This window comes from Pseudomonas sp. 2024-210 (assembly GCF_045062345.1).
GTDB lineage: Bacteria > Pseudomonadota > Gammaproteobacteria > Pseudomonadales > Pseudomonadaceae > Aquipseudomonas.
This window is the reverse complement of the sequence record NZ_JBJGEJ010000015.1, coordinates 34,351-55,534: the sequence shown is the minus strand read 5'-3', so window position 1 is coordinate 55,534 and position 21,184 is coordinate 34,351. Positions and strand designations below refer to the sequence as shown.

The 21,184-nt window shown below is 58.5% G+C and carries 19 protein-coding genes; 9 read left to right on the top strand and 10 right to left on the bottom strand.

Annotation, left to right across the window (positions count from 1 at the left end):
• Positions 1 to 97 precede the first annotated feature (97 nt).
• The 7 genes from ACI7MX_RS18460 (at position 98) to ACI7MX_RS18430 (ending at position 6,639) form a co-directional block, all read left to right on the top strand.
• The gene (locus tag ACI7MX_RS18460; RefSeq protein WP_122784284.1) at positions 98 to 1,420 is read left to right on the top strand and encodes an MFS transporter; all 1,323 of its coding nucleotides are present in this window, start codon (positions 98 to 100) and stop codon (positions 1,418 to 1,420) included.
• Positions 1,421 to 1,431: 11 nt separating this feature from the next.
• On the top strand, positions 1,432 to 2,424 hold the full coding sequence (araD1, locus tag ACI7MX_RS18455; RefSeq protein WP_405585955.1) for an AraD1 family protein: 993 nt from the start codon (positions 1,432 to 1,434) through the stop codon (positions 2,422 to 2,424).
• Between the two features lie 11 nt (positions 2,425 to 2,435).
• Positions 2,436 to 4,019, top strand: a complete 1,584-nt coding sequence (locus ACI7MX_RS18450) for an aldehyde dehydrogenase (NADP(+)) (RefSeq protein ID WP_405585952.1) — start codon at positions 2,436 to 2,438, stop codon at positions 4,017 to 4,019.
• A 101-nt stretch (positions 4,020 to 4,120) separates the two neighbouring features.
• A complete protein-coding gene (locus tag ACI7MX_RS18445) occupies positions 4,121 to 4,423 on the top strand; it encodes a DUF5629 family protein (RefSeq protein WP_405585949.1) in 303 nt (100 codons plus the stop codon).
• On the top strand, positions 4,413 to 5,585 hold the full coding sequence (locus ACI7MX_RS18440) for a lactonase family protein (protein ID WP_405585946.1): 1,173 nt from the start codon (positions 4,413 to 4,415) through the stop codon (positions 5,583 to 5,585). Before ACI7MX_RS18445 ends, ACI7MX_RS18440 begins: the two co-directional genes overlap by 11 nt.
• A 155-nt stretch (positions 5,586 to 5,740) precedes the next feature.
• Positions 5,741 to 5,914 (top strand): hypothetical protein, encoded by a 174-nt coding sequence (locus tag ACI7MX_RS18435; RefSeq protein WP_314482660.1) that lies wholly within the window; start codon positions 5,741 to 5,743, stop codon positions 5,912 to 5,914.
• Positions 5,915 to 6,195: 281 nt separating this feature from the next.
• Positions 6,196 to 6,639: a hypothetical protein gene (locus tag ACI7MX_RS18430; RefSeq protein ID WP_405585943.1), complete on the top strand. Its 444-nt coding sequence runs from the start codon at positions 6,196 to 6,198 to the stop codon at positions 6,637 to 6,639.
• Here the strand turns inward: ACI7MX_RS18430 and ACI7MX_RS18425 are convergent.
• Positions 6,636 to 7,385 (bottom strand): anti-sigma factor family protein, encoded by a 750-nt coding sequence (locus ACI7MX_RS18425; RefSeq protein WP_405585940.1) that lies wholly within the window; start codon positions 7,383 to 7,385, stop codon positions 6,636 to 6,638. The two genes, ACI7MX_RS18430 and ACI7MX_RS18425, sit on opposite strands and share 4 nt — an antisense overlap.
• The gene (locus ACI7MX_RS18420; RefSeq protein WP_314482654.1) at positions 7,382 to 7,888 is read right to left on the bottom strand and encodes a sigma-70 family RNA polymerase sigma factor; all 507 of its coding nucleotides are present in this window, start codon (positions 7,886 to 7,888) and stop codon (positions 7,382 to 7,384) included. The genes ACI7MX_RS18425 and ACI7MX_RS18420 overlap by 4 nt, the downstream gene beginning before the upstream one ends.
• Positions 7,889 to 8,073: 185 nt before the next feature.
• On the opposite strand from ACI7MX_RS18420, the gene ACI7MX_RS18415 reads away from it, so the two are divergent.
• Together ACI7MX_RS18415 and ACI7MX_RS18410 are read left to right on the top strand one after the other, a co-directional pair.
• On the top strand, positions 8,074 to 9,156 hold the full coding sequence (locus ACI7MX_RS18415) for a catalase family peroxidase (protein WP_314482651.1): 1,083 nt from the start codon (positions 8,074 to 8,076) through the stop codon (positions 9,154 to 9,156).
• The gene (locus ACI7MX_RS18410; protein WP_405585937.1) at positions 9,153 to 9,695 is read left to right on the top strand and encodes a cytochrome b; all 543 of its coding nucleotides are present in this window, start codon (positions 9,153 to 9,155) and stop codon (positions 9,693 to 9,695) included. Before ACI7MX_RS18415 ends, ACI7MX_RS18410 begins: the two co-directional genes overlap by 4 nt.
• A gap of 61 nt (positions 9,696 to 9,756) precedes the next feature.
• Here the strand turns inward: ACI7MX_RS18410 and ACI7MX_RS18405 are convergent, their stop codons facing one another.
• The 8 genes from ACI7MX_RS18405 to ACI7MX_RS18370 all read right to left on the bottom strand — a co-directional run bounded on the left by ACI7MX_RS18405 (position 9,757) and on the right by ACI7MX_RS18370 (position 21,183).
• Positions 9,757 to 10,347, bottom strand: coding sequence for a glutathione S-transferase (locus tag ACI7MX_RS18405; protein WP_314482644.1), 591 nt, complete (start codon positions 10,345 to 10,347; stop codon positions 9,757 to 9,759).
• Positions 10,344 to 13,985 (bottom strand): AAA family ATPase, encoded by a 3,642-nt coding sequence (locus ACI7MX_RS18400; protein WP_405585934.1) that lies wholly within the window; start codon positions 13,983 to 13,985, stop codon positions 10,344 to 10,346. The genes ACI7MX_RS18405 and ACI7MX_RS18400 overlap by 4 nt, the downstream gene beginning before the upstream one ends.
• Entirely contained in the window at positions 13,982 to 15,226 is a 1,245-nt protein-coding gene (locus ACI7MX_RS18395) for an exonuclease SbcCD subunit D C-terminal domain-containing protein (RefSeq protein WP_405585931.1), read from the bottom strand. Before ACI7MX_RS18395 ends, ACI7MX_RS18400 begins: the two co-directional genes overlap by 4 nt.
• A gap of 82 nt (positions 15,227 to 15,308) precedes the next feature.
• Positions 15,309 to 16,943: a BatD family protein gene (locus ACI7MX_RS18390; RefSeq protein ID WP_314482636.1), complete on the bottom strand. Its 1,635-nt coding sequence runs from the start codon at positions 16,941 to 16,943 to the stop codon at positions 15,309 to 15,311.
• The gene (locus ACI7MX_RS18385) at positions 16,943 to 18,682 is read right to left on the bottom strand and encodes a VWA domain-containing protein (protein ID WP_405585928.1); all 1,740 of its coding nucleotides are present in this window, start codon (positions 18,680 to 18,682) and stop codon (positions 16,943 to 16,945) included. Before ACI7MX_RS18385 ends, ACI7MX_RS18390 begins: the two co-directional genes overlap by 1 nt.
• Entirely contained in the window at positions 18,679 to 19,755 is a 1,077-nt protein-coding gene (locus tag ACI7MX_RS18380) for a VWA domain-containing protein (RefSeq protein ID WP_314482630.1), read from the bottom strand. The genes ACI7MX_RS18385 and ACI7MX_RS18380 overlap by 4 nt, the downstream gene beginning before the upstream one ends.
• Positions 19,748 to 20,242 (bottom strand): DUF4381 domain-containing protein, encoded by a 495-nt coding sequence (locus ACI7MX_RS18375; RefSeq protein WP_314482627.1) that lies wholly within the window; start codon positions 20,240 to 20,242, stop codon positions 19,748 to 19,750. Before ACI7MX_RS18375 ends, ACI7MX_RS18380 begins: the two co-directional genes overlap by 8 nt.
• Positions 20,239 to 21,183: a DUF58 domain-containing protein gene (locus tag ACI7MX_RS18370; RefSeq protein WP_405585923.1), complete on the bottom strand. Its 945-nt coding sequence runs from the start codon at positions 21,181 to 21,183 to the stop codon at positions 20,239 to 20,241. Before ACI7MX_RS18370 ends, ACI7MX_RS18375 begins: the two co-directional genes overlap by 4 nt.
• Between the last annotated feature and the right edge of the window lies 1 nt (position 21,184).

The window sequence follows — 21,184 nt, the reverse complement described above, 5'->3', positions numbered from 1 at the left end:
TACTATATAGTCGTTTTTAACTGAGAGCTGATCCTGGCATTTTCCCGCCTGAGGCCACTCCAGAGGTGCCATAACAAAAACAATGGGAGACCGTCATATGAGCCAGGAACTCGGGCTTATTCGCCGCATTACGTTAAAACTCATTCCGTTTCTGATCCTGCTGTACCTCATTGCCTATGTAGACCGCTCTGCCGTGGGCTTTGCCAAGCTGCACATGGGCGCTGACGTCGGTATTGGCGACGCGGCTTATGGGTTGGGCGCGGGCTTGTTCTTTATCGGTTATTTCCTGATGGAGATTCCCAGTAACCTGATGCTGGAGCGCTTCGGCGCGCGGCGCTGGTTTGCCCGCATCATGTTGACCTGGGGCGCCATCACGATTGGCATGGCGTTTGTGCAGGGGCCGCACAGTTTCTATGTCATGCGTTTTTTACTCGGCGTCGCCGAAGCAGGGTTCTTTCCCGGCGTTCTGTACTACATCACTCAGTGGTTCCCGGTGCGTCATCGCGGCAAAATTCTGGGCCTGTTCATCCTCTCGCAACCCATCGCCATGATGATTACCGGGCCCATATCGGGCGGTTTGCTCGGGATGGAAGGCGTGTTCGGCCTGCACGGCTGGCAATGGCTGTTTATCGTGATTGGCATGCCGGCCATTCTGCTCACCTGGCCTGTACTGCGTTACCTGCCGGATGGCCCGAAACAGGTCAAATGGATGACTCAGCCCGAGAAGGACTGGCTGGTGGGTGAGCTGGAAAAGGACTTGCAGGAATACGGCCAGACCCGTCATGGCAATCCGTTGCATGCACTCAAAGACAAGCGTGTGTTGTTGCTCGCGCTGTTCTACCTGCCCGTTACTTTGAGCATCTACGGTCTGGGCCTGTGGTTGCCCACGCTGATCAAACAGTTTGGCGGCAGTGACCTGACCACCGGCTTTGTGTCCTCTGTGCCGTACATCTTCGGCATCATCGGCCTGCTGATCATCCCGCGCAGTTCAGACCGTTTGAATGACCGCTACGGGCATTTGGCCGGGCTGTATGTCGTGGGCGCGATTGGCTTGTTTTTCAGCGCATGGTTGACGGTTCCGGTGTTGCAACTGGGGGCGCTGTGTTTGGTGGCGTTCTCGCTGTTCTCCTGCACGGCAATTTTCTGGACGTTGCCGGGTCGCTTTTTTGCAGGCGCCAGTGCGGCGGCCGGGATTGCCTTGATCAATTCGGTCGGCAACCTCGGCGGCTATATCGGCCCGTTCGTGATTGGTGCACTCAAGGAATACACCGGCAATCTGGCCTCGGGCCTGTATTTCCTCTCGGGCGTGATGGTGTTCGGGTTATTCCTGACGGTTGTCGTGTACCGCGTACTGGAGCGCAAACACGTGCTCAAACCCACTGAATTTGCGGCCAGCGCACGTGCGGCCACTCATCCTTAAGGAAGCTTGTTATGCGTTTAGTACAGTTTGAATTGAACAACGGTGAGCGCCGTGTCGGGTTGGTAGACGGTGGCCTGGTGCGTGAAGTGCAGGATGCAACCAGCGTGCGTGAGTTGGCCCTGGCCGCGATTGAAGCGGGCATCGGCCTCGCCCAACTCGTTGACCAACAGGGTTTGGGAATGACCCATGATTACCCGACGTTATTGGCAGATTTGCGGGTTTTACCGCCGCTGGACCACCCTGATCCGGCGCATATGCTGATCAGCGGCACCGGCTTGACCCATTTGGGCAGTGCTTCGGCGCGGGACAAAATGCACCAGCAGGCGGGCGATGAGTCGACCTTGACCGACACCATGCGCATCTTCAAATGGGGTGTGGAGGGCGGCAAGCCAGCTACGGGTCAGGCCGGTGTGCAACCTGAGTGGTTCTACAAAGGCGACGGCAGTATTGTCGTACGCCCCGGCCAGCCGTTCCCCTTGCCGCCGTTTGCCGAAGATGCGGGCGAAGAGCCGGAAATCGGTGGCCTGTATGTCATCGGTCATGACGGCAAGCCTTATCGACTGGGCTTCGCCGTAGGTAACGAATTTTCTGACCACGTAATGGAACGTAAAAACTACCTGTATCTGGCCCATTCAAAACTGCGCAGCTGTTCGTACGGGCCTGAACTGCGGGTCGGCGAACTGCCCCAGCATTTGGCGGGTCGCAGCCGGATTCTGCGTAACGGCCAAGTGCTGTGGGAGAACGAGTTTCTCAGCGGCGAAGCCAATATGTGTCACAGCCTGGAAAACCTCGAATATCACCATTTCAAATACAGCCAGTTTCTGCGGCCGGGAGATGTGCATATTCACTTTTTCGGCACGGCGACCCTGTCGTTCGGTGATGGCATTCGCACGCAGCCCGGCGATATTTTCGAAATCAGTCAAGCCGAGTTTGGCGCACCCCTGGTCAACGGTATTGCCCCGGTGGACGCGGTATTCGAACCCGGCAGCATCGGCACACTTTAAAAGGAAACCCCATGACGCAGATTCTCGGACACAACTACATCGGCGGCCAACGCAGCGCTGAAGGCAGCACCCTGGTCAAGAGTGTCGATGCCACCACGGGCGAAACACTGGCCTACGATTTTTATCAGGCAACACCGCAGGAAGTTGATCGCGCCGCGACCGCAGCTGCCAGCGCTTACCCGGCATTTCGGGCCTTGAGTGCCGAACGCCGTGCTGAATTTCTCGACGCCATTGCGGATGAGCTGGATGCACTGGGCGATGAGTTTGTCGCCACAGTGTGCCGAGAAACGGCATTGCCTGCGGGTCGTATACAGGGAGAGCGGGGGCGTACCAGCGGGCAAATGCGTTTGTTTGCCAAGGTGCTGCGCCGTGGCGATTTTTATGGAGCACGCATTGATCAGGCACTGCCGGATCGCACCCCATTACCTCGTCCTGATCTGCGCCAGTACCGTCTGGGTGTTGGGCCCGTCGCGGTGTTTGGCGCGAGTAATTTTCCGTTGGCTTTTTCCACGGCCGGCGGTGACACCGCTTCGGCACTGGCGGCCGGTTGCCCGGTGGTGTTCAAGGCTCATAGCGGGCACATGGCTACTGCGGAGTGGGTGGCGGACGCGTTGATTCGTGCCGCTGAGCGCACGGGCATGCCTGCTGGTGTGTTCAACATGATTTATGGCTCGGGCGTCGGTGAAGCATTGGTCAAGCACCCGGCCATTCAAGCGGTCGGTTTCACCGGCTCACTGCACGGCGGCCGCGCGCTGTGCGACATGGCGGCAGCACGTGCGCAGCCGATCCCTGTCTTCGCCGAGATGTCCAGCATCAACCCGGTGATTATCCTGCCGCAGGCCTTGGCGACGCGCAGCACAACCATTGCCCGTGAACTGGCAGCCTCTGTGGTACAAGGGTGCGGGCAGTTCTGCACCAATCCCGGTCTGGTGATCGGGATTCGCTCACCGGCCTTTACCGCGTTCATCGAACAATTGGCCGGACAAATCAGCGAGCAACCGGCACAGACCATGCTCAACGCCGGCACCTTGCGCAGTTATGGCAAAGGCCTGGATGCCTTGCTCAGCCATGACCGTATCGAGCACGTGGCCGGGCAGACGCAGCAAGGCCGTCAGGCCCAACCGCAGCTGTTCAAGGCGGATATCAGCTTGTTGCTGGAGGGCGACGAGGTATTGCAGGAGGAGGTCTTTGGCCCGACAACGGTGGTGATTGAAGTTGCCGATCAAGCCCAACTGAGTGCTGCCGTTAACGGCCTGCGCGGTCAGCTCACTGCAACGCTGATAGGCGAAACAACTGACTTTGAGCAGTTCGGCGAATTGACCGGGTTACTGGAGCAAAAAGTCGGACGTATTCTGCTTAATGGCTACCCGACTGGCGTTGAGGTGTGCGATTCGATGGTCCACGGTGGGCCGTATCCGGCGACCTCCGATGCTCGCGGCACGTCGGTGGGCACCTTGGCCATCGACCGTTTTCTGCGTCCGGTGTGCTTGCAGAATTACCCTGACAGCTTGCTGCCGGATGTGTTGAAAAATGCCAACCCGCTCGGCATTCAACGCTTGGTGGATGGCAAGTTCTCGAACCGGGCCATCGGCTGATGTGATCAAAACTGGCGACGTGCTCAGTGAGCACGTCGCTGGACATAGGTTCATACGTTTATTTGGCCTATCATTACGCCTTTCCAACAGGTGAATGATTAATGAGCGAATCCAACCAGACCTTGCGTGCGGCCCTTGAAACCAGCGATATGCTGGAAATCGATGGTCTGCACGCCTTTGAATTCTCTATGGACGAGAAGGGTCTGTTCATTCAAGCCATGGACGGTCGTGCAGAAAAACGCTGGGAGTTTACAGCCGCTCAAGTTGAGGCGGCTGTTTTTAACGATCAATTGCAAAGCTGGTTACTGAACGGTGATGCGGGCGAGCATCGCCTGGTCTGCTTAAGCGCCTTTACGGGCAACAACAATAATGATGATGAGTCCGAGGTTGCTGATGAAGCTTAAATGGTTGCCCTTGTTGTTGGCTTCAGGTGTCGGTGCAATGTCGGCGCAAGCCGCTTCCGAGAACGAAGTGGAGCTATTGGTCGGCTCCTATACCCAAGGCAAAAGCCAAGGTCTCTATCGTTTGAAGTTCAACAGCGACAGTGGCCACCTCACGCCTGAACCCCTGCAAGTTTTCAAAACTGCCAATCCGAGCTGGTTGACCTTGTCCAAAGACCAGCAGCGCCTTTTTGTGGTCAATGAAAATGGCAAGGGTCAAACCGATGTAGTAGGCCGGGTCAGCAGCCTGGCGATTGACCCGAAAACCAATGAGTTGACCCCGATCAATCAGGTCAAGTCGTTGGGTGAAGAGCCGACGCATTCGAGCCTCAGCGCGGATGAACGCTACTTGTTCGTGGCCAACTACGGCGTGCACGAAGACCCGGGTGGCAGTCTTGCCGTGTTACCTGTCAATGCTCAGGGCCAATTACAGCCCGTGACGCAAATGAGCAGTCATCAGGCCAGTCGGGTTAACCCTGAGCGTCAGATGTCTGCTCATGTGCACTCAATCGTGTCATCGCCGGATGGCAAGTTTGTGTTTGCCAATGACTTGGGCGCGGACAAGATTTTTGTCTACCAGTACGATCCAGCGGCCAACCCCGAGCACCCGTTAGGTGCCGCCAATCCCCCGGCGGTTGAGCTGCCTGCAGGCAGCGGTCCTCGGCATCTGCTGTTCTCCAAAGATGGCAAGCACGCCTACCTGACCACTGAAATGAGTGCTCAGGTGTTTGTGTTCGATTACGCAGACGGTCATTTGAAACAGCGTCAAGCTGTGGATCTGGCCCACGGTCAACCTCAGGAAAAACGTGCGGCGGGTGCCTTGCACGCCAGTGCGGATGGAAAATTCCTGTACGTCAGTAATCGTGGTAAAGCCAATGAATTGCTAGTGTTCGCCATTGATCAGACAACTGGCGAACTGACTGAAATCCAACGCCGTTCGGTTGAAGGGGATCATCCGCGTGAGTTCGCCTTGAGTCCCAATGGCAAGTTCCTGCTGGTCGCCAACCAGATGAGCAACGCCATCGTGGTCATGGAGCGCGATGCTAAAACCGGCAAGCTGGGCAAGACTGTACAAACCTTGCCGATGGACGCACCTTCTGATGTGAAATTCATCAACCGGCCTTAACGCTTGCCGCTTGCCGCAGAAGGCTACGCCATCTATCAATCTGGCTGATAGACCCTAGTGGTGAAATGAATTTCTGTGCAATAGCCCTCGGCGGTATGTTGGTTTCACGGCCTTAAACGGCACGCAAGCCAACTGAATCGTCGAGGGTTAGTGTTATGAACTTCAATCTTTTCTCCGTGATTGCAGCATCCGCCATTTCCGCCACTGTGGTGCTGCCGGCAAGCGCCAACACCGTGGTCAGCGACAAGAAATCCATGGCTTATACGCAAAAATATTTGCAGCAAAGCGCCCACTTCTATGCGGCGTTAGCACCGAAAACCCATTTGTGAATACCAGCGTTTGTCGTGAGTGAGCCTATTCAAACCGGTGCCGGTGCGTGGCTAGAGTGAAACCAATACGCTTTTGGAGGTGTTAAAGAAATACCGCAGGTAAGGGTTAAGGGTGCTTTTAATGAAGTTCGAGCGCGGGCTAGCCGCTCACAACACTTCATTTGGAATGAGCTTGCCCCATGACAAACCCTGTAGACATTTAAGAGGCGTTAAGCCGACCCTATTTACTGACACAAGCGGTCGCCCGGCATTTCTCGAACCGCCCCACCTTGCGCAGCGTGGTGAGGGCTTTACTCGAAAAATCACTGAAAAGAAAATTCAACCCTCCCATTACCCTGATTCACCTCGATCAATTAAAAATTATCTGGACTGTCGATGAAGCTGAACGAGCGCTGGACGTTGCTCGTCAGCAGGCGATTGTTGAGGCTGTGCTTGAGCATATAGCGCTCGGAACGCCCATTAGTTACACCTTCTATGAAGATGAACAGTGCTATTTGGCCGAGCTGTCTGATGGCAGTGTACCCACACGCCAAACACAACCCTTTTTACGGATGTCCCCAGTCGAACAGTCGATACGTGAGGTGGTTCGGGACTGGGTGTGGGGCTATCAACAAGCATTGGTTGACTATTGGAATCAGCCGGTCGACGGCTATCGCAGCCGGCAACATTGGCTGGGAATATTCATCGGCGAGTTTCGTGAGCAATCCCGCTCAGTGCCCACCTAAAATCCCACCGTGTTCATCAACTGCGCAACTGGGCCCTCTGCAGGGCCGACCATGGCGTAGTTGTAGCCGGGGCCTGACCAATAATCGGCCTGCAAATCGCCATCGCGTCGACTTCCGCGAGTCAGTAAGGTGTTCTGAGGTCCAGGCGGGCGAATGTAAAAGCTGATTTGCTGTCCCTGCGTATTTTCGTAGAGCACCATGGCTGCGCCGCCCTGATCGGTGGTGAGCAAACGGCAACTGACCGGTTCAAATCCCGCTCGACTCAAGTCTGGCAAGCGCTCAGCGTGGCTGAAGTGACGGTCCATCCAGGCTTGCAGATCGCTGCTCTGTTCAACGTGATAGTCGGCGGGCAGAAAACCTTGCTCAGCAAACATGCGGTGTGCGGCCAGTGCATCGGTCATGGGTAATAGGCTGGGGGCCAGTGTCATCTGTCTGGCCTGCCAGCCGCCCAACCCACCCACGCTCACTGCAATCAACAGCACCGCAGCCGTGGCCCAGTGGCGCACGGATTGTCGACGCTGGCGCTGGCGAATGGCTGCAGGATCAAGTGCTGGATTAACCGGTTGCAGCAAGGTTTGTTGTAACGCCGTACGCAGGTTTTGCGCGTCGTGCTGCCAGGCGTGGACGCTTGCTGCAACTTCGGGATGGGCTTCTAGATAGAGTTCAACCTGCTGACGTTCTGACTCGCTCAGCGCGTGATCAACGTAAGCATGCAAGTCGCGCTCACTGGGTGGGGTGGTGATCATTTAAGTCTCCGCAAAACAGGGCGGGTGATTTCGCCTTCGCTGAGCAGGCGCAACGCCTGGCGCGCGCGTGACAGGCGTGACATTACGGTGCCAATGGGCACTTCAAGAATCTCCGCGACCTGCTGGTAGCTCAAGCCCTCAACGGATACCCATAGCAACAGGGCGCGCTGCTCGGTGCTCAGCCGTTCGAATGCTTGCAGCGTCGATTGTGCGATGACCGTGCGTTCGGTGGAGGGCTGTGAGTCGTCGCGCCCGGTAAAGAACTCAAGCATGCGTGCGTAGCGTCGAGAGCGCCGATGGTTGTCGACAAACTGGCGATACAGGATGGTAAACAACCACGCCCGCAAATCCCCTTCAGGGCGTTTGCTGGCGACACTGCCGAGTGCCCGCTCCAGACAGGTCTGCACCAGGTCGTCGGCATTGCTGGAGTGACGCGTCAACGACAGCGCAAAACGCCTTAGACGCGGCATAAGTTCGCGCAGTTGCTCGTCAAATGGGGGCATGGAGTCCTGCACGGCATTGGTCTGTTAGTCGGGTTCGAACCCTGCAGACGACTAGGGTTAAGGATTATTCCCGACGCGTAAAAATAAAGTGCTTAAAAATATTCGCAGCTCTGCGGGAATAAGCCTGATTGGCCTGCGTCTCATAGGCCATCCACCTAATGGCCCCGTGGCCTCGGAGTTCTTACATGGTAGATCAATTGCCGCCTGCGCAGTCCGTGAAACCTGCGTTGAGCCCGGCCAGTGTGTTGCTGCGACTGGCGGGTATCGGTGCAGTGGTGGCGGTTATCGCGGGCACGTTTTTTTACGTTAATGGCACCTTGGACGCTCAGCGACTGCAGCCCAAAACCCTGGTAAATGCCTTGGAGCACAACAACGGTGTGCATCCGGGTTATCGACGCAATCATGCCAAGGGGATGTGTGTGATCGGCTATTTCGAGAGCAATGGCAATGCGCAGCAGCTTTCCAGAGCACTCGTGTTTCAGGCAGGACGCACGCCGGTAGTCGGGCGCTTTGCCTTGCCCAGCGGCAACCCTTACGCGCCTGACAGCAGCGTGCCGATTCGCAGTCTGGCAGTGCGTTTCACCGAGGCCAATGGCCAACAATGGCGCACAGGAATGAACAGTATGCCGGTCTTCCCGGTGGGCACGCCCGAGGCGTTCTATGCCATGTTGCAAGCCGGAGCACCCGAGCCAGCCACGGGGAAGCCCAAGCCAGAGGCCATGCCCGCGTTCTTTGCCGCCCACCCGGAAACGGGGCCCTTTTTGCAGTGGGTCAAATCGGCAAAGCCGTCCGCCAGTTTCGCCACCGAAACCTATAACGGCATCAATGCCTTCTATCTGGTCAATGCGGCCGGCCAGCGCCAGGCTGTGCGCTGGGGTGTAGTGCCTGAAGGTCAGGACGCCCCTGGCGCGAGTGCGCCCAACGAAGCGGATTATCTGGAAAAAGATCTGGCGCAACGCTTGTCGGCCGGGCCATTGAAATGGCAGTTCAACCTGACATTGGCCGAGGCGGGCGACCCCGTGAATGATGCCAGCAAACCCTGGCCAGCCGAGCGCAAAGTGGTAAACGCCGGCACCCTGGTGCTGCAAAGCGCTACACCGCAAAACAATGGCGAGTGCCGCGACATCAATTATGACCCGCTGATTTTGCCCAGTGGTATAGAAGGCTCGGCTGACCCGTTACTGGCCGCGCGTTCAGCTGCTTATGCCCGTTCGTATCAACGGCGTACCGCTGAAGTGGATCAACTGTCACAGGAGCCTCGTCCATGAGCGAACCCACCACCCATTTCGCCCCTTTGGCGCGTTTGCTGCACTGGCTCATGGCAATGATGATTATTGCCATGCTGTTTATCGGCGCGGGCATGGCAGCCTCGGTCTCTGAGCGCCATGAGTGGCTACTGAACCTGCACAAGCCCTTGGGGATCGCTATCTTGCTGTTGGTAGTCGTGCGGTTGATCGTACGCTTCTCGACTCGTCAACCGCCGTTGCCCGCTGACCTCGCGCCGGTACAGGTGCTGGCGGCCAAGCTGTCCCATGTGTTGTTGTATGCGCTGATGTTTATCTTGCCGGTGGTGGGCTGGGCGATGATCTCAGCGGCGGGTGATCCGGTGATGCTCAGCAGCTCATTGCAACTGCCATCGATTTTACCGGCTAACCCTACGACCTTTGCCTTTCTGCGCAAGGCCCATACGTACTTGGCGTATCTGCTGTTTTTTACCGTGTTGCTGCATCTGGTGGCGGCGCTGTTCCACGGTTGGATTCGCCGTGACGGGGTATTACAAAGCATGCTGCGCAGCAAAGACGTGTAGCCGCTGCCGAGGAACGAAGGCCGCCGATCGCAGCCTTCGTCCCTCGTCAGCGGCTACGATTTTATTGCGTTTTAGCCATCACCGAGGTGAACAACGCAGACGCCAAGAACCGTTCCAGCCAAACCCGCAGGTGCGGGTAGGGCGCCTGCTCGAACCACTCACGATCAACATGCGCGAACTGCCGTATAAACGGCGCCAGTGCCACGTCTGCCAAGCTCAACCTGTCGCCCGCAAGGTACGGCGCATGCCCAAGCAGATCTTCCAGGTGCTGCAGAAATTGCTCTCCTTGCGCCCGGTAATGTTCCATGGGCTGCTCCGGATAGCGAATCGCGTATTTATAACGATCCAGATGCGTCTTGAATACGTGGTCGTTTTCTTCAATCAGCGCTGCACTGTCCGGGCCCAGCCAGTTATCCGGATCCTTCTGGGCTAAGGCCCAGCGCATGATATCCAGACTTTGCTCTATCACCCGCCCATCGGCACACACCAGCACGGGCACCGTGCCTTTGGGTGACAGAGCCAGCATTTCGACCGGCTTGGCTTTCAGGCTGACTTCAACCGTGGTCAAGGGCACGCCGCTGTAGCGCAACGCCATGCGCGCGCGCATGGCATACGGGCAGCGGCGGAAGGAATACAACACGTGTGCGGTCATTTGACCTCCACAGAGCTCAAGCCATTACCTTGGCGGCGGACCTGGATTTGCACCGGTATGCGTTCGTGCATTTCCTGCACGTGGGAAATTACCCCGACTTTGCGTCCCTGGGCTTGCAGGCCGTCAAGTGCATCCATTGCCAGCTGCAACGATTCCGGGTCGAGGCTGCCGAAGCCTTCGTCGATAAACAGCGACTCGATTTTCAGTGTGCTGGAGGCCATCGAGGCCAGACCCAATGCCAAGGCCAGCGACACAAGAAATGTTTCGCCGCCGGACAATGAATGCACCGAGCGCAGTTCGTCGCCCATTTCGGTGTCCATCACCAGCAACCCGAGCATGCTGCCGCCGCGTTTGAGGCGGTAGCGTTTCACCAGTTGCCGTAACTGGGCGTTAGCGTGATGCACGAGTAAATCGAGGTTATAAGCCTGGGCGATCTTGCGGAAGGTATCGCCCGTTGCCGAGCCGATCAGGGCGTTGAGACGGGCCCAGCGCTGCCATTCGTCATAGGCCTGGGCGATGCGTTGCGCCAAGGCCTGATTAGCTTCTTGGCGTCGCTGGTCTTCGGCCTGCTGGGCGCGCAGTTCAGCCAGTTGTTGATCGCTGGATGCAAGCAATGCATTGAGTTCATTAAGTGCGTTATCGAGCGCTTCGGCATCGAGGTTGCCATTGGCCTGGGCCTGATGCTGGTTTAAACGTTGCTCGCGCTCTTGCAGCAGGACGCGGGCTTGTTCCACAGCTTTTTCGCTGGCTTGCAGTTGCTGGCGCAGGTCACGGACATACGTGTCATCGAAGGCCAGCAACTGTTGCAGGCGAGCGTTGTCGAGCGCTGTGTGCTGCGCTCGCCATTGCACAACTTGTGCGCTTAAGGTGCTGTGTTCCTGTTGTAACGCCTGCTGACGCTCTTGCTGGGCTTTGACTTCGGCCGCCAGTTGCACCAACTGTTTGGCAGTGGTTTGTAACGCTTCGCTGGCGTGAGTATGGGTGCTGCGGGCCTGCTCAACGGCCTGTTCAAGTTGTTGCTGCCATTGTTCGACACTGCTGTGTTCGCCTAATAGATCCTTGAGATTCTGCTGGCTGGCGTTTTGCTGTTCAAGCAACTCGGCCACGCTACGTTGCAGGTTCTCCCGTTCTTTGGTGTGGCTAGCCTGTTGATACTGTTCGCGCTCGATTCGGTTCGTGCGCTCTGCCTGTTCAGACAGTTCGTCACGTTGCTGATCGAGTTGTTCCAGGCGCTGCGTCACCTGCTGATCAAGGGCCATGAAGCCGGCAGCTGCGTTGTCACGCAATGCAGCCACTGTGGTCTGGGGCAGGACGCTGGCAAACCCGAGCATTTCTTCCTCAAAGCGCGTGCTGTCGGCTTTGAGGTGCTGCTGCTGGTCGCTCAACTGCTGTTTGGCGAGTTGACTGCTTTCGCTGCAACGCTGAAGTTGCTGCTGCAACGTGGCGGCTTCTTTTTGCAAGGTCAGCAGGGTGTTTTGGCGCTCCTCGTCTTGGGCGATGCTGTGTTGCAACTGGGTCAGGCGCAGCGTCAGCCAGGTATCGCGCTTGGCCGCGTCTTGTGCCTGCCATTGCGTGTACAGCGGGTGCGCTTCCAAGTTTGGGGCTAGGGCCTGCTGTTCTTCGATGATTTGCTGGTGCTGTTGCAGAAACTCGCGATGCTGAGCGTTCACGCCACCGACTTTCTCGCGCAACTGAATCAGTGTTTCTTTGAGTGCATCCACTGCCTTGCGAGCATTGGCTTGCTCTTGCTCATCAAAACGCGACAGGCTTTGCAACAGCGCTTCTGGCTGGTGATACGGGTGTTCATGGCTGCCGCAGACCGGGCAGGCCTGGTCGTCTTGCAGTTGCGCGCGCAACTCTTCGACACTGGCGCTGCGGGCCAAACGCTGGCGCTCAAGCAGTTGCTGTGTCACCTGGAGTGCCTGTTCAGCGGCCTCAAACTGTTTCTTGGTCTGGGTGCCTTGCTCGATCAGGTGTTCGCGCTCGGTTTGCAAGGTGTGCAACTTAAGCTGCACCGCCTGCAAGCGTGCTTCAAGGGCTGAATGGCCGCTGCACAGGCGCTGCAAGTCTTCAAAGGCCCGCTGTTGCTGACGATTCTCAGCCAACAGGCTGCTCAAGGTCTGGATTTGCTCGTTGACGGCATGCGGTTCGGCTTTGGCTTCCTGAAACAGTATTTCCAGGGTGCTGTTCAGTTCGTTGAGTTGCTGGACCGCTTTGCTGGCGCGTTGCTCAAGGGCCGGAAGTTCTTCGCGGCCTTTGCTGAGGGTGTTGCTTAGGCGCACCAACTGTTGCAGCCCGCGACGATGGCCGTCCCAAGCGCTGGCCAGCGGCGCAAGCTCAGTGCTTTGTTCAAGTTGCACGGCAATCAACGCCAGGCGTTCAGTGCTGTGGTGCTGGCGTTCAAGCAACGCGTCCAGGACCTTTTGCCCGTCGGCGCAGGCTGCTTCTGCCTGCTGTTTAAGCGTCTGTTGCGCGTTGAGTGTTTGCGTCAGGCGGCTGAGAGTGGCGTGTTCTAAATGCGCTTTTTGCAAATGCGGCGCAGCATCACGTTGTTCGGCCTGTGCTCGGCTGGCGGCGTGTTGCGCGTCCTCGAGTGTTTGCTCAAGACGGGTTTGATCTTGGCCAAGATCAGTTTGCTGTTGCAGATGCGCAGCGATCTGCTCGGCCAGCGGGCTCAACTGTGCGTCCAGTTCGGCCAAACGGGCAAATTGATGACGTTGAGGTGCGAGTTGTTCCAGCCACTCCAAGGTCTGGCGTTGCTCGGCTTGACCCTCCCACAGCGTTTGCGCGTGCTGCAATTGTTCGGTAGCGCTATGTTGCTGCTCTTTCAGTTCACCCAGGGCTTTAAGCCATGAGTGTTGCAGTTCGAGCTGCTTGAGCTGGCTCTGCCGGGTTTTGAGTTGCTGTTGGGCGTCGCTGAAGCGTTGATCCAGTTCGGCGCGGGCTGCTGGCTCCATCGGTGTAACGCCAATCGCCTGATCCTGCAATTGCTTATGTACGTCACGGGCCTCTTTAGCCTTGTCGAAGGCGCGCTTGCCGAGCTGGGTGTACAACGCGGTGTCAGTGAGCTTTTCGAGCAGTTCGCTGCGTTCGTTGTCGTCGGCCTTGAGGAAGGCGCTGAACTCGCTCTGGGCCAGCATCACGGCGCGGGTGAACTGTTCGAAGTTCAGCCCCAGACGTGATTCGAGCTGCACCTTGTAATCGCCTTTTTGGCTGGCCAACAGTTGGTCGCTGTCCAGATCGCGCAGGCTCTGGCGGCTGGCTTGCAGTTTGCCATTGGCTTTTTCACGAGCGCGGTTAGCTTCCCAGCGGGCACGATAACGGCGCCCGTCAATCCCGATGAAATCGACTTCGGCATAGCCTTCGCCCGTGCCTCTGCGCAGCAGGGTCCGCGGGTCGCCGGTGGCGATTTCGCCATCGGCGTCCGGGACTTTGGCATCACGGCCCGTGTTATTGAGGCGCGGTACTGCACCAAACAGCGCCAGGCACAGGGCGTCGAGCAAAGTGCTCTTGCCAGCACCGGTGGGACCCGTGATCGCGAACAGCCCGGCACTGGCCAAGGGTTCGGCAGTAAAATCCAACTCAAATGGCCCAGCCAGAGAGGCCAGATTTTTCAGGCGAATGGCAAGAATTTTCATGGCTGTTCACCTTGCAGCTGTACTTCTTGCAGCAGCACTGCAAAGTCCTTGAGGGTTTGCTCGTCGGCCTCGCTGCCATAGCTGTCTTGCCAAGCCCGACTGAACAGCTCCTGCGGGGTCAGTTGGTCGAGTTCAATCAGCTGCGTGGCGTCGTCATCCCCCGAGCGACTGCCGCTGCCCGCGTATTCGGCGGCAATGCGCACTAAACGCACGGCTTTGCCTTGCAGAGCGGTTTCTATTTGCTGACGCAAGTCGGGCTGCGGCTCGTCGAGTTTGACCCGCACTTCGAGCCAGGGCTGGCGCTGGGGGTCGGCCAGCAAATCAATGTCGGGCAGTTCGGTCAGTTGGCTGAGAATCTCTGCCAGTGGCGCCGGGCCGATGCGCTGCAGGTTAACGGCCCGTGGGATCAGGCGCGGTTCGACGCTGATCAGGTTTTCGCCCTCCAGCATCACATCGAGAATCTGATGCTGGTAGCCGATTTCTGAGAACGACAGCGGAATCGGAGAACCGCAGTAGCGAATGCGTTCTTCGCTGTTGACCCGTTGTGGCTTGTGCAGATGGCCCAGCGCGACATAGCTGATGCTGGGGCCGAACAGGCTGGCGGGCAGCGCTTCGGCGTTACCGATGATCAGGCTGCGCTCGGAGTCTTCAGACACTGAACCGCCCGCCATGTGGGCGTGGCTGATGGCGATGAGCGCCTGCCCCGGCTGGCGTTTGGCGTTGGCGGCGGCAATCAGCCATTCATGCACCTGACCAATGCCGCGCAGGTAGTTGTCGCCCAACTGCGCGCCTGTCACTTCGGCTGGGCGCAGGAACGGCAGAGCCAGGCACCATGCCGCGGTTTCGCCGGATGCGTCGGGTAACGGGATCAGCAGGCGCTCGGCATCGAGCTGACCATCATCGAGCCATAACACCCGGCCCAGTGCATGAGTGCGCAAACGGCGCATCAGGGGAGCGGGCAGTTCGATGCGGGAACCGGAGTCGTGGTTGCCGGCAATCATCACGATGGTCAGCGCAGGCTGTTGCTCGTGAGCGCTGACAATGAAGTCGTACAGCCGCTCTTGCGCTTTGACCGGCGGGTTTACGGTGTCGAAGATGTCCCCGGCTATCAGAAGTGCATCGGGTTGTTGTTCAGCCAGTTGGGCCAAAAGCCAGCTTAGAAAGCAGGCATGTTCGAAATCGCGTTCCTGACCATGCAGGTTTTGCCCCAGATGCCAGTCGGACGTGTGAAACAGGCGCATAACAAAATCCGTAAAAAGTGCTTTAAAGCGGGGGTGCCTTCCTGGCCGCGAACTCGCGTCTACAGGCAACCTTCGCCGTCAATTATTTGGGGTAGAGCGGCGGCAGGCTGCTGGAATCGCTGCCTGCGTCTTGCTCGCGTTCGGCGGCAGGGATGCTGCGAATCGCCTTCCACAACTCTTCACCTTGCCAATGCTGGCCGGTTTCGCTGTAGAGCGCACCGTTGAGGCCGTCCAGTGCGTCGGACAGCAGCACAAAGCGCGCCGCCATCTCGGCGAGGGTTTCAGGTTGCTGACGGGCCCAGGCATCCAGTGCTTGTCGTGTAGCTTGCGGGTCGTTGGCCAGGCAGGCGCGTTTAAGATCATCCAGTAACGTGCGCGGGCTTGGCCCGGTTTGCGCGGCACGCAAAATCGCAGGCTGCCATCTTGCTCGCCACCACAAGCCAAAGCCGAGCAGGGACGTAAACGTCAGAATCAAGGTGCTTACTTGCCACCGCCACAGGGTTGAATCATCCCTCAGGGCAAGCGGCTCGTTGCTGACCGGAGTGTCCACCGCCAGGCTCGGGTTTTCCGCCACCTGCAAGGTGCGGGCGGGCAAATAGCTGCGTTCCAGGCGGTCTTCGTGAGTGTTCCACCACACCACTTCAACCGCAGGCAGTTCGACTTGGCCGACACGTGTCGGCACCAGGGCTTCACGTTCTTCGCGGCTGCCGATCAGGCCGTTCTCACTGATTTGATTGCTCAGCAGAGGCAGGTCCGGGTAGCGCCGCAGGCCATTGACATCAGTGGCAGGCAGGGCGGGCAATTGGGCGCTGGAAAGGCCTTCGGCCTTTAAGGTCAGGGTGCGCGTCAAAGAGTCGCCGACCTGGCAATGGTCGGGCTCGGGGTTCCACGATTCGCTCATGCTCAAGCTGCGCGCCGGTAACCAGGCGGCAGTAGCGGGATAGTCCGCAGGCTTGGGTTTGACCTCCAGCGGAATCTCGGCTGAGGTGACGTGAATCATTTTTCCGGGTTTGGGGCCGAGCGGCGCAGGCGCTGTGGCTTGCTGGCTGTCGACTTGGGTGGCGCTGAAGGTTTGTGCCGGAATGATCAGTTGGCCGCTGTGTTGCGGGTAAATGCCGTAGCGCAGTTCGATGACACCGTGGCGCACGCCGTTGATCATTTTCTCGTAGGTGCGCGACTCGCCCAGTTGCTCGACGATGGCGTCGCTCAGGTGCAACGGGGTCAAGCTGCTGTCGTCGTACAGGGCGACCGAGTGATAGATACGCAAGGTCAGGATGGACTGCGCCTGTACGTAGATGCTGGGTTGATCAAGGCTGGACTCGATAAACACCGGGGCCAGTTCGTTTTCACGGGCACTGCTTGGCGAGACCGTCAACTGGATCGGCTGACTGTGATAATCACCGACCTGTAAGGGCGGAATGGTGACGGTGCCGGACTGTTTGGGCTGCAACGTGATGATCCAGCGCGTGGTGGCTTTGTTGTCATCGCTCAGATTGGTCAGGTGATTGACCTGACGCGTACCGCGCACCTCGAACAGGGCGTCGAGGGGCGTCAGGTCGGGTTTGCCGAACAGCGTAGCGTCGCTGGATTCAAGCGTCAGTTCGACGGTTTCGCCGGAATCGAGCTGATCGCGATCCACACTCGCGACCAAGCCCAGCGCATGCGCTGGCAAGGTCCAGCAACAGAGCAAAAGTAGCAAGACGCAGATGCGATTCATTAAGGCGTGTCCTGATGTTGCTGCTGTTCGTACCAAAATTTTCGTCGCAACAGTTCGCTGGGGTTGTCGGGTATCTGTCGTAACCACTGCTCCAGGGCTTGGCGATGTTCTTCGTCCAGAGAATCAGAGGCCGGGGCCAGAGGGCGCGTGGTGGTCGAATCCTCGTTGCTGGTTTCACCGGGCGGCGGTTCGTTGCCCGGTGGGGGTTCGAGCGTGTCGTCGGTATTAGACGGTGCATCAGGTTCAGTGACAGAACTGTTTTCCTGCTGTTGTGTGGTATCGCCCGTCGCACTGCTGTTACTGGTACTGATGGGCGGCGATTCTTCTGGTTCAGCCGGATTTTGAGCGGTTTTATCGGGCGTCGGGTTGTTTTCGGCGCGCTGTTGTTCGAGCACGTGTTCAATTAACGCTTTGTTCTGCGCGGCTACCTGTAAGTCGGGCTGCAACTCCAGTGCCTGTTCGTAGGCATCGATGGCGGCTTCCAGTTCACCGCTTTTGGCCAATGCATTGCCGCGATTATAATGCGCGCTGGCGCTATTGACCTCGGCAAAGCGTACGGCGGCAGCGGGGTAATCTCCGGCCTGGTACAGGGCAATGCCCTGCCAGAGAGGGTCCTTGAAATGCTCGATCGCTTCCAGCGGTTTTTTCTGTTCCAGCAAGCGCTGGCCTTGTTGGTCAGGGCGCAGCCACAGGTCGGTGAAGCTCATGGCATAGCTTGGCTGGGGCATCATAAACAGCAACGGCAAACACAGCAGCCAGCCGCGACGTCCTGCGCACGCGGTCAGCAGTAATAAAGGCAACAATAACCAGAAACCCTGATCGGCCCATGTGTCCAGATGCACGGTCTGGTCCCGGTCGCGCAGGTGTCGGGGGCCGTCGAGCAAGCCAAGGCCGCGCAAGTCGTTGTCATCCAGCCGGGCCTGACGATAGCGGCCGTCGACTTCAAGGGCAAAAGCCCGCAAAGCCGGGCTGTCTAGGCGCGGCACGAGGATCGCGCCCTGGTCGTCCTTGAGAAATTGTCCGCTTTCATCCACCACTGGCGCGCCGTCGCGGCTGCCGATGCCCAGCATCAATAATTGCGCGGTATGGCCTTTAAGGGCATTACGGATACCTTCGCGCTCTTGCTGGCTGAGTGCTGAGGTGATCAGCAACAAGCGGCCTTGGCCCAAGGCACCCTGATCGAGAAGCTTCAGGGCTTTTTCCACGGCCAGATCAGCGCGTTGGCCGGGCTGAGGCATCAGCGAGGGCTTGAGCGCTTCCAGCAAATTGTGGCTAGTGGCCAGATCATCAGACAACGGCACCAGCGTGTGCGCGCTTCCCGCGTAAACAATGACGGCGGTTTGTGCATCGTTGCGGCTTTGCAGCAGGTCATAAAGTTTGCGCCGCGCCTGCTCCAGCCGGTTGGGCGATTTATCAGTTGCGAGCATGTCCGGGGTCAGTTGCAACATGACCACCAGCGGGTCGGCCGGTTTTTGCGTGGATTGTTCAACGCGCTCCCAACTTGGCCCGAGCAGGGCCAGCAGGGCCAGCAACCAGGCACACCCCAAGGAGATCCAGGGCAGTTTGCTGGAGCGGCCATTACCGCCGCTGAGCAGTACGCGATGAAAGGCGACGGGCAGAATCATTTGCCAGCGACCGGTGCGTTTTTGCCGATGCCAGAGTTTCCACAGTAGCCAGCCGAGCAGCGGCAGTGCCAGCAGCCATTCGGGACGAAACCAGTGCGGCCAGAGGGCGCTCATCGGCGTCTCCGCAGGCGCAGGCGTTTAAGGCGTGAGCGCCACTCAGGGTGTTGTTGCAGAAAATGTTCCTTGCTCAGCATGCGTTGTAACGGACTGTTGGGCCACAGTTCACGGATGACCAGCAACACGCTCAGCAGTAACGCCCCCGCCAGCGGCCAGCTGTACAACGATTGGGCCGGGCGTGCCTGGGTGGGTTGCTGGGCCACGGGCTCGAGCTGGTCGAGGGTGTCCTTGATGGCCGCTAACTCTTGACCATCGTGTGCGCGGAAGTATTGGCCTCCGGTGACCTTGGCAATCTCCTGCAATGCAGGTTCGTCCAGATCGATTCCGGGATTGCTGCCGAGCATGCCGTTTGCGCTATTGGCCTGAGGGTCGGCGCCAATGCCGATCGGATAAATGCGCACACCTTCCTCTGCGGCCAGGCGTGCTGCGGTCAGAGGGTCGATCTGGCCACCGTTGTTGGCACCGTCGGTGATCAGGATCAGTACCCGGCTTTGCGCCGGTCGCTGGCGCAGGCGTTTCAGCGCCAGGCCGATGGCGTCGCCAATGGCGGTGTTTTTACCGGCGATGCCGATGCGTGCCTCGTCAAGCCAAGTGCGCACGGTGTGCCGGTCGAAGGTCAGGGGCGCTTGTAAATACGCCTGGCTGCCGAACAGGATCAAGCCGACCCTGTCACCTTCACGTTCTTCCAAAAAGTCGCCGAACAAGCTTTTGACCAGATCGAGACGGCTGATGTCTTCGTTTTGCCAGTGCATGTCCGGGAAGTCCATTGACCCGGACACGTCTACGGCGACCAGTAAATCACGGCCACTGGCGGCAATCGGCAACGGTTCGCCTAACCATTGCGGGCGTGCCGCAGCCGTCAGCAGCAACAGCCATATCGCTATATACGGAATTTTCTGGCGCCATACGGGAATTTTGCTCCGCGCTTTGCGTTGAGCCAGTTCTTCGAGGTCGCTGAGAAAGCTGACTTTGAGGGCGGCTTCGCCGCTATCGGCTGCTGGCAGTACCCAGCGCATCAGCCAGGGCAAGGGCAGCAGGACGAAAATCCACGGCCAGGCGAATTCAAACATGTTTGCGAATCCAGGTTTCGACCGCTTGATTGAGCCCGGCAATGGCCTTGTCATCGAGCTTGCACTCGGGTTTATAGGCGCCTTCCACCAAGACCATCCAGCGCGTCAGTCCCGCCGCCGGGCAGCGGTTATCCAAAAACGCCAACCATTTGCGACCGTTGAGGGTGTGGCTCTGGCTATAAGGGTAATGGGTGCGGCACAGGCGTTTGAGCAGGCCATTGAGTTGTTGCAGCCAGGCCCCGGCGGGAGCGCCGTCGTAGGGCTTGGGGAAATTCGCCAGTTCTTCGAGTGCAGCCAGCCGTACCGGGTCCAGAGGTTGTTCGACGCGTGTGCTCTGGCGTTTGGCCGGCAGGTAACGGCGCAGCCACCACAGGCCCCAGCTCAAGGCCGGAACAAGGATCAGCAGCAGCCACCAGCCCGGTGCGGGTGGCCAAAAGCCGATAGGCGCAGGCTGGATCAGGGGTTGCAGGTGCTCAAGGTCTTTCATGGCGTTTTGCCGGGACGTTTGGCGTTGAGGTATTCACGCAATTGCTCGACCATTTCGCTTTGTGTGCTTAAGGGCATCAGCATGACCCGCAATTTTTGCGCAAGCAGCTCCCAGCGGGCAATACGCGCTTCGGCCTGAGCGCGGTAGGCTTGACGCAAGTCGTAATTAAGCGTGTCGAGTTCCAGTTGAGCGCCGCGCTCGGTAAACCGCAACAGCCCGGCGGCGGGCAGGGCGTGATCAAGTGGGTCAGACAGGGGCAGCAGCATCAAGTCGCAATGACGTGCCAACAGGCTCAGTTGTTGCTCGGCGGCGTCGGTGAGGGCCCGCTCATCGCAGATCACAATCACCAAACTGCCGGGACGCAGCACTTCGCGAGCCCGAATAAGGGCCATCCCCAGCGCATCGCGATCGGACTGCACTTCTGTGTGCAGCGACTGGTTGACCCTCACCAGCCGGTTCAGCAGTTGCAGCAGACTCTGCTTGCTGCGTCGCGGCTTGATTTCGTAATGTTCATGGTCGCCGAACACCAGCCCGCCCACCCGGTCGTTGTGACTCAGGGCGGCCCAGCCGATCAAACTCGCGGCCTGAGCGCAGAGCACTGATTTGAACATCAAGCCGGAACCGAAAAACAGACGGCGGCTTTGCTCGGCCAGGATGAAAATGGGCCGCTCGCGCTCCTCATGAAACATTTTGGTGTGCGGCTCTTGGGTGCGAGCTGTAACGCGCCAATCGATGGTGCGTACATCGTCACCTGCCTGATAGACGCGTACCTGATCGAAATCCACCCCGCGCCCGCGCAATTTTGAGTGATGCAAACCCGCCAGCGGGCTGCGCTGGCTAGGGGAGGCGAAAAGTTGGACTTCGCGTACCCGATGACGCATTTCGATCAGTTCGGCGAGTGTGACCCGAATACCGGGTTCGGCGGGCAAGGGGTTGTTCATC

What these genes read in the sequence shown, in the direction of transcription:
- ACI7MX_RS18400 (WP_405585934.1), bottom strand. Translation starts at nt 13,985, where the DNA reads ATGAAAATTCTTGCCATTCGCCTGAAAAATCTGGCCTCTCTGGCTGGG.
- ACI7MX_RS18395 (WP_405585931.1), bottom strand. Translation starts at nt 15,226, where the DNA reads ATGCGCCTGTTTCACACGTCCGACTGGCATCTGGGGCAAAACCTGCAT.
- ACI7MX_RS18410 (WP_405585937.1), top strand. Translation starts at nt 9,153, where the DNA reads ATGAGCGAACCCACCACCCATTTCGCCCCTTTGGCGCGTTTGCTGCAC.
- ACI7MX_RS18425 (WP_405585940.1), bottom strand. Translation starts at nt 7,385, where the DNA reads ATGATCACCACCCCACCCAGTGAGCGCGACTTGCATGCTTACGTTGAT.
- ACI7MX_RS18405 (WP_314482644.1), bottom strand. Translation starts at nt 10,347, where the DNA reads ATGACCGCACACGTGTTGTATTCCTTCCGCCGCTGCCCGTATGCCATG.
- ACI7MX_RS18385 (WP_405585928.1), bottom strand. Translation starts at nt 18,682, where the DNA reads ATGAGCGCCCTCTGGCCGCACTGGTTTCGTCCCGAATGGCTGCTGGCA.
- ACI7MX_RS18380 (WP_314482630.1), bottom strand. Translation starts at nt 19,755, where the DNA reads ATGTTTGAATTCGCCTGGCCGTGGATTTTCGTCCTGCTGCCCTTGCCC.
- ACI7MX_RS18390 (WP_314482636.1), bottom strand. Translation starts at nt 16,943, where the DNA reads ATGAATCGCATCTGCGTCTTGCTACTTTTGCTCTGTTGCTGGACCTTG.
- ACI7MX_RS18435 (WP_314482660.1), top strand. Translation starts at nt 5,741, where the DNA reads ATGAACTTCAATCTTTTCTCCGTGATTGCAGCATCCGCCATTTCCGCC.
- ACI7MX_RS18420 (WP_314482654.1), bottom strand. Translation starts at nt 7,888, where the DNA reads ATGCCCCCATTTGACGAGCAACTGCGCGAACTTATGCCGCGTCTAAGG.
- ACI7MX_RS18370 (WP_405585923.1), bottom strand. Translation starts at nt 21,183, where the DNA reads ATGAACAACCCCTTGCCCGCCGAACCCGGTATTCGGGTCACACTCGCC.
- ACI7MX_RS18445 (WP_405585949.1), top strand. Translation starts at nt 4,121, where the DNA reads ATGAGCGAATCCAACCAGACCTTGCGTGCGGCCCTTGAAACCAGCGAT.
- araD1 (WP_405585955.1), top strand. Translation starts at nt 1,432, where the DNA reads ATGCGTTTAGTACAGTTTGAATTGAACAACGGTGAGCGCCGTGTCGGG.
- ACI7MX_RS18460 (WP_122784284.1), top strand. Translation starts at nt 98, where the DNA reads ATGAGCCAGGAACTCGGGCTTATTCGCCGCATTACGTTAAAACTCATT.
- ACI7MX_RS18440 (WP_405585946.1), top strand. Translation starts at nt 4,413, where the DNA reads ATGAAGCTTAAATGGTTGCCCTTGTTGTTGGCTTCAGGTGTCGGTGCA.
- ACI7MX_RS18415 (WP_314482651.1), top strand. Translation starts at nt 8,074, where the DNA reads ATGGTAGATCAATTGCCGCCTGCGCAGTCCGTGAAACCTGCGTTGAGC.
- ACI7MX_RS18450 (WP_405585952.1), top strand. Translation starts at nt 2,436, where the DNA reads ATGACGCAGATTCTCGGACACAACTACATCGGCGGCCAACGCAGCGCT.
- ACI7MX_RS18375 (WP_314482627.1), bottom strand. Translation starts at nt 20,242, where the DNA reads ATGAAAGACCTTGAGCACCTGCAACCCCTGATCCAGCCTGCGCCTATC.